The following is a 6,568-nucleotide window of genomic DNA, read 5'->3' as shown; positions in this document are numbered from 1 at the left end:
CGCTGGCGGGCGAGCCGGATGAACTGACCGAGTGCGCGCTGCTGTACACGTCCGGCACCACCGGCCGTCCCAAGGGCTGCATCCTGCCGAACCGCTATTTTCTGCACGCGGGCGGCTGGTACGCCCGCATCGGCGGCCTGGCCGCGCTGCGCCCCGGCGAGGAGCGCATGCTGACGCCGCTGCCGCTGGTGCACATGAACGCCATGGCCTATTCCGCCATGGCCATGGTGCTCACCGGCGGCTGCCTGATTCCGCTGGACCGCTTCCATCCCAAGACCTGGTGGGACAGCGTGCGCGACTCGGGCGCCACCGTGCTGCACTACCTGGGCGTGATGCCGGCGATCCTGATGAAGGCCGAACCCTCGGCCCGGGACAGGCAGCCGGCGATCCGCTTCGGCTTCGGCGCCGGCGTCGACCGCAAGCTGCATGAACCGTTCGAGGAACGCTTCGGCTTCCCGCTGCTGGAAGCCTGGGCCATGACCGAGACCGGCGCCGGGGCCGTCATCATCGCCAACCAGGAGCCGCGCCACATCGGCAGCAGCTGCTTCGGCCGCGAAGAGGACGACGTAGAGGTGCGCATCGTCGCCGACCACGGCGGCGAGGCCGCGGCCGGCGAGCCGGGCGAGCTGCTGGTGCGCCATGCCGGCGATGACCCGCGCTACGGCTTCTTCGCCGGGTACCTGAAGGACGCCGAGGCCACTTCGCAGGCGTGGGAGGACGGCTGGTTCCACACCGGCGACATCGTGCGCCGCGAGGCCGACGGCGCGCTGCGCTTCGTCGACCGCAAGAAGAACGTGATCCGCCGCAGCGGCGAGAACATCTCGGCCGTGGAAGTCGAAAGCGTGCTGCTGCAGCATCCGCTGGTCAAGGCCGTGGCAGTGGCCGCCGTGCCCGACCCGGTGCGCGGCGACGAGGTGCTGGCCTGCGTGGTGGCGGAAACCGCGCCCGCCGACGCCGCCGCCCGCGCCGACGCGGCCCGCGACATCGTGCAGTGGAGCCTGCAACAGCTGGCCTATTACAAGGCGCCCGGCTACGTCGCCTTCGTCGACAGCCTGCCGCTCACCACCACCAACAAGATCCAGCGCGGCGAAATGAAGGCGCTGGCGCCGACCCTGCCAGGCACGGCCAGCTGCGTCGACACCACCGCCATGAAGAAGCGCCAGGAGCCCGCCCGATGAGCACGCCGCGCGCCCGCTACGACGGCGTGGTGGCGGCCCTGCCCGTCAGCATTCCGTATGAGCGCTACTCCACCCATGCCGCGCATTGGTGGCTGGGCCGCGCGCTGGGCGCGCTGATCCGCCAGGCCGGCATCGCCAAGACCGACGTCGACGGCCTGTGCGTGTCCAGCTTCACGCTGGCGCCGGACACCGCCGTGGGCCTGACGCAGCACCTGGGCATGAGCCCGCGCTGGCTCGACCACATCCCCATGGGCGGCGCCAGCGGCGTGGCCGCGCTGCGCCGCGCCGCGCGCGCGGTGCAGGCGGGCGACGCCGGCATCGTCGCCTGCATCGCGGGCGACACCAACCAGGTCGACTCGTTCCGCAACACCGTCAGCCAGTTCTCGCGCTTCGCCCAGGATGCCGTCTACCCCTATGGCGCCGGCGGCCCCAACGCCAGCTTCGCGCTGCTGACCGCGCACTACATGCGCAGCACCGGCGCCACCCGCGAGGACTTCGGCAAGGTCTGCGTGGCGCAGCGCGCCAACGCCCTGCGCTATCCGCACGCGCTGATGAAAAAGCCGCTGACCCTCAAGCAATACCTGGACGCGCGCGTCATCACCGACCCGATCCACCTGTTCGACTGCGTCATGCCCTGCGCTGGCGCCGACGGCTTCCTGGTGATGAGCGAAGACCGGGCCCGGGCGCTGAACCTGCCCTACGCCCGCATCCTGTCCACCATCGAGCGCCACAACGCCTGGATCGAGGACCCGATCCAGACCCGCGGCGGCTGGACCATGGACATCGACGAACTCTACGGCATGGCGGACGCGGCCCCGGCCGACATGGACTTCCTGCAGGCCTACGACGACTACCCCGTCATCAACCTGATGCAGATGGAGGACCTGGGCTTCTGCGCCAAGGGCGAGGCGCCGCAATTCGTGCGCGCCAACACCTTCACCGTCGACGGCAGCTTCCCGTTCAACACCAACGGCGGCCAGCTGTCGGTGGGCCAGGCCGGCGCCGCCGGCGGCTACCTCGGCATGGTCGAGGCGCTGCGCCAGCTGACCGGCACCGCCGGCGGCACGCAGGTGGCCGACGCGCGCCTGGGCCTGGTCAGCGGCTTCGGCATGATCAACTACGACCGTGGGCTGTGCACCGCCGCGGCCATCCTGGCCAGGAGCGACGCATGACCGAGCCGCTAGCCAAGCCGCCGCGCAAGAATCCGGTGGCGCGCACGCGCCAGCCGACCCTGCCGCCGGGCGCCCGCAGCCGCGCCGCCCTGGGCCTGACGGCCGCGGCCGCCGAAGGCCGCTTCGAACTGCAGACCTGCGCCGATTGCGGCGCGGTGCAGTACCCGCCGCGCGAAGTCTGCGGCCATTGCCTGTCGGAACGCCTGCCGTGGCGGCCGGTGGATCCCAACGGCGTGCTGCTGGTCAGCACCACGCTGCACCACAGCAACGACCTCTATTTCCGTGAACGCCTGCCGTGGCGGGTGGGCACGGTGCGCATGGACGTCGGCCCGTCGGTGGTGGCGCACGTGCACCAGGATTGCGCCGACGGCGCCCGCGTGCGGCTGGCGCTCAAGCTCGACCGCAGCGGCCAGGCCGTGATGATCGCCCTGCCCGAAAGGAATACGCCCCATATGGAAGACGACAAGACCCTGCGCGAGACCTCGTGCGATCCGAAATTCCGCCGGGCGCTGGTCACCGACGGCAAGTCGGCGGTGGGCCAGGCGGTGGCGCGCGCCCTGCTCGACGCCGGCTGCCCGACCGTGTTCCTGGGCGACCCGCAGGCCTGGCGCCGCGACGCCGCCTTCGACGCGCTGGCGGCCGATCCGCGGGTGCAGGCGCTGGCGCTGGACGTGACCGACAGCGACTCGGTCGAACGCGCCGCCGCGTCGATCGGCGGCAAGGTCGAGATCCTGGTCAACACCGCCGACCTGGAACGCGAAGGCGGCCTGCTCGGCCGCAAGGATGTCAACACCGCGCGCGACGCCATGGACGTCAACGTGCTGGGCCTGATGCGGCTGGCGCAGGGCTTCGGCCCGGCGCTGTGCGGCCGCGCCGCCGACGGTGTCAACAACGCCACGGCCTGGGTCAACGTGCTGTCGATCTACGCCCACGTCAACCTGCCCGCGCGCGGCATGTGGTCGGCCTCCAAGGCCGCCGCCCTGTCGCTGGCGCAGTGCCTGCGCGCCGAGATGCGTCCGGCCGGCGTGCGCGTCGTGAACGTATTCCCCGGGCCGGTCGACCACGAATGGGAGCAGCGCACGCCGCCCCCTCGGGTGGCGCCCGCAGCCATCGCGAGCGCCATCGTGCGCGCGCTGAAGGATGGCGTCGAGGACGTGTACGTCGGCGACGTGGCCCAGGAATTCCGCGCGCGGCTGGCGGAAAACCCCAAGGGACTGGAACGGGAACTGGGCGCCTGACGCCCCGACACGAAAACCAAAGGAGCAACAGATGAGCCAACCCATACTTGCGCAATTCATGACCGAACTGGTGTCGGGCCGCATCCGCCTGGTGGACCTGACCGAGACGCTGACGCCCGAATTCCCCACCATCGTGCTGCCGCCGGAATTCGGCCAGGCCTGGCCGTTCCGCATCGAGGAAATCTCGCGCTATGACGAGCGCGGCCCCGCCTGGTACTGGAACAACTTCTCGTGCTCCGAACACACCGGCACCCACTTCGACGCGCCGGTCCATTGGGTCACCGGCAAGGACCAGCCCGACAACACCGTCGACACCATCCCGGTCGAGGCTTTCATCGCGGGCGCCTGCGTCATCGACTGTTCGGCCGAGGCGCGCGACAACCCCGACTTCCTGCTGACCATCGACTTCGTCAAGAAGTGGGAGGAAAAGCATGGCCGCATCCCGGCCCGTTCCTGGGTGCTGATGCGCACCGACTGGTCCAAGCGCGCCAAGCCGGCCGAATACCTGAACATGCAGGAAGACGGCGCCCACTCGCCCGGCCCCGACGCCGAGGTGGTGCCGTGGCTGATCAAGGAACGCGACGTGCACGGCTTCGGCACCGAGTCGGTAGGCACCGACGCCGGCCAGGCCCATCACCTGAATCCGCCCTACCCCTGCCACTACTTCATGCACGGCAACAACCGCTACGGCCTGCAGTGCCTGACCAACCTGGACCAGTTGCCGCCCACCGGCGCGGTGATCTTCTCGGCGCCGCTCAAGATCCGCAGCGGCTCGGGCAGCCCGCTGCGGGTGCTGGCGCTGGCGCCGCGCGCCTGAGCGGCCGCCAAGAACAACAGAACACAGGGGGATTCACCATGACGCAAACCAACGTCGCCATCGTCACCGGCGGCAGCGCCGGCATCGGCGCCGAAATCTGCCGCAGCATGCTCGACGCGGGCTACGAGGTGATCTCGATGGCGCGCCGCGCCGCCGACTTCAGCCACCCGCGCCTGCACAACGTGCAGGTGGACCTGCTGGACGCCGACGCCACCGCCCAGGCGGGCGCCGAGATCGCGGCGCGCTTTCCGGTCAGCCACGTCATCCACAACGCCGGCGTCATCTGGCCCAACCTGCTGCCGCAGGTGACCCAGGAGGAACTGCACGGCCTGACCCAGATCCACCTGGGCGCGGCCATCAGCCTGGTGCAGGCGGCCTTGCCCGGCATGCAGGAACGCCATTTCGGCCGCATCGTCATGATGTCCTCGCGCGGCGCGCTGGGCCTGCCCACCCGCACCGCCTACTCGGCCACCAAGGCCGGCATGGTCGGCATGGCGCGCACCTGGTCGCTGGAACTGGCGCCCTACGGCATCACCGTCAACGTGGTGGCGCCCGGCCCGATCCAGACCGACATGTTCTACGAAGTGATCGAACCCGGCAGCGAACGCGAAAAGCAGCTTGCCAACGGCATCCCGGTCAAGCGCCTGGGACGCTCGGACGACGTGGCGCGGGCGGTGATGTTCTTCGCCGACCCGGCCAACAGCTTTGTCACCGGCCAGACGCTGTTCGTCTGCGGCGGCGCCAGCGTCAGTTCCATCACCATCTGACCGGCGTCCCACGCATCCGCTTCGGGTTTTGACGGATAGGTAAGCACGCAGACCGCGTCTACAGTGCAGTGCCAGAAAGTTGAAACCAAAAGCAATTTCCGCGGTATCCGTTTTCTCCGTTTTCCAGCCGCACCCACTCTGCCCCCTATCCGGAGGTTTTGCCATGCTGTCGAAGAAACTCCCCCTGGCCGCCGCCGTGCTGGCCACGCTGGTCTCCCTGCCCGTCCTGGCCCAGGTCAAGGTCGGCGTGGTCACCTCGTCCACCGGCCCCACCGCGCTGGTCGGCATCCCGCAAAAGAACACCGTGCCGCTGCTGCCCAAGAAGATCGGCGACCTGACCGTGGAATACATCTCGCTGGACGACGCCAGCGATTCCACCAACTCGGTCACGGCCTTCAAGAAGCTCATCACCGAACAGAACGTGGACGCCCTGATCGGGCCGTCGGGCTCGCCCAACGCCATGGGCGTGATCCAGTTCGCCGCCGAGGCCGGCGTGCCGATGCTGGCGCCGGTCGGCACCGCCGCCGTGGTGCTGCCGATGAACGAGCAGAAGAAGTGGGTGTTCAAGACCACCCAGAACGACGACATCATCGCCCGCGCGCTGGTCGACCACATGGCCAAGAGCGGCATCAAGACGGTCGGCTTCATCGGCCTGAACGATCCGTATGGCGAGAACTGGTACAAGGTGTTCTCCGGCCTGGCGGCCGAAAAGGGCATCAAACTCACCGCCAACGAGCGCTACCTGCGCTTTGACAGCTCGGTCACCGGCCAGGCGCTGAAGATCCTGGCGGCCAAGCCCGACGCCGTGCTGGTGGCCGCCCCCGGCGCCGCCAGCGTGCTGCCGCAGACGACGCTGTTCGACCAGGGCTACAAGGGCAAGTTCTACCAGACCCACGGCGCCGCGCTGCCCGACTTCCTCAAGCTCGGCGGCAAGAAGGTCGAAGGCACCGTGCTGGCCGCCAGCCTGATGCTGGTGCTGCCGGAAATGCCCGACAGCAACCCGTCCAAGAAGGTCGCCAGCGACTACATCGCCGCCTACGAAAAACTCAACGGTTCCAAGCCCGCCACCTTCGGCGCCAACGTCTACGACGCCGGCCTGCTGCTGGAAAAGGCCATTCCGCTGGCCGAGAAGGCCGGCAAGCCGGGCACCAAGGAGTTCCGCAGCGCGCTGCGCGACGCGCTGGAACAGACCCGCGAGCTGGTCGGCACCCAGGGCGTCTACAACATGAGCGCCGCCGACCACAGCGGCTTCGACGACCGCGGCCGCGAACTCATCACCGTCAAAGACGGAAACTGGACGCTGGTGAAGTAAGCCGGAGCAGGCCCCCCCCGAAGCGCTGCGCGCCTCCCCCCAGGGGGCATGCCTGCGGACCGGCAGAGCCGGCTCCGCGGCATC

General features: G+C 69.4%; 6 protein-coding genes. All 6 read left to right on the top strand.

From position 1 onward, the window contains the following. Nucleotides 1-1,178 (top strand): AMP-binding protein (locus tag DK459_RS19960; RefSeq protein WP_110135241.1); only part of this gene is annotated, 1,178 nt, incomplete at its 5' end. Continuing rightward, nucleotides 1,175-2,350 carry a thiolase family protein gene (locus DK459_RS19955; RefSeq protein WP_070542811.1) on the top strand — a complete coding sequence of 392 codons (1,176 nt, stop codon included), beginning with the start codon at nucleotides 1,175-1,177 and terminating at the stop codon, nucleotides 2,348-2,350. The genes DK459_RS19960 and DK459_RS19955, both read left to right, overlap by 4 nt. Continuing rightward, nucleotides 2,347-3,588 carry an SDR family NAD(P)-dependent oxidoreductase gene (locus DK459_RS19950; protein WP_110135015.1) on the top strand — a complete coding sequence of 414 codons (1,242 nt, stop codon included), beginning with the start codon at nucleotides 2,347-2,349 and terminating at the stop codon, nucleotides 3,586-3,588. Before DK459_RS19955 ends, DK459_RS19950 begins: the two co-directional genes overlap by 4 nt. A gap of 31 nt (nucleotides 3,589-3,619) precedes the next feature. Next, nucleotides 3,620-4,405 (top strand): cyclase family protein, encoded by a 786-nt coding sequence (locus DK459_RS19945; protein WP_110135014.1) that lies wholly within the window; start codon nucleotides 3,620-3,622, stop codon nucleotides 4,403-4,405. A gap of 38 nt (nucleotides 4,406-4,443) precedes the next feature. Continuing rightward, nucleotides 4,444-5,172, top strand: coding sequence for an SDR family NAD(P)-dependent oxidoreductase (locus DK459_RS19940; protein WP_006388951.1), 729 nt, complete (start codon nucleotides 4,444-4,446; stop codon nucleotides 5,170-5,172). A 163-nt stretch (nucleotides 5,173-5,335) separates the two neighbouring features. Next, nucleotides 5,336-6,484, top strand: coding sequence for an ABC transporter substrate-binding protein (locus tag DK459_RS19935; RefSeq protein WP_024067841.1), 1,149 nt, complete (start codon nucleotides 5,336-5,338; stop codon nucleotides 6,482-6,484). Nucleotides 6,485-6,568: the final 84 nt, after the last annotated feature.

Origin of the sequence: Achromobacter sp. RW408 (assembly GCF_003184165.1) — a bacterium.
GTDB lineage: Bacteria > Pseudomonadota > Gammaproteobacteria > Burkholderiales > Burkholderiaceae_B > Achromobacter > Achromobacter xylosoxidans.
Note: the sequence above shows the minus strand (reverse complement) of the source record. Positions and strands in the feature narration are given on the sequence as shown.

What these genes read in the sequence shown, in the direction of transcription:
- DK459_RS19955 (WP_070542811.1), top strand. Translation starts at nt 1,175, where the DNA reads ATGAGCACGCCGCGCGCCCGCTACGACGGCGTGGTGGCGGCCCTGCCC.
- DK459_RS19935 (WP_024067841.1), top strand. Translation starts at nt 5,336, where the DNA reads ATGCTGTCGAAGAAACTCCCCCTGGCCGCCGCCGTGCTGGCCACGCTG.
- DK459_RS19950 (WP_110135015.1), top strand. Translation starts at nt 2,347, where the DNA reads ATGACCGAGCCGCTAGCCAAGCCGCCGCGCAAGAATCCGGTGGCGCGC.
- DK459_RS19940 (WP_006388951.1), top strand. Translation starts at nt 4,444, where the DNA reads ATGACGCAAACCAACGTCGCCATCGTCACCGGCGGCAGCGCCGGCATC.
- DK459_RS19945 (WP_110135014.1), top strand. Translation starts at nt 3,620, where the DNA reads ATGAGCCAACCCATACTTGCGCAATTCATGACCGAACTGGTGTCGGGC.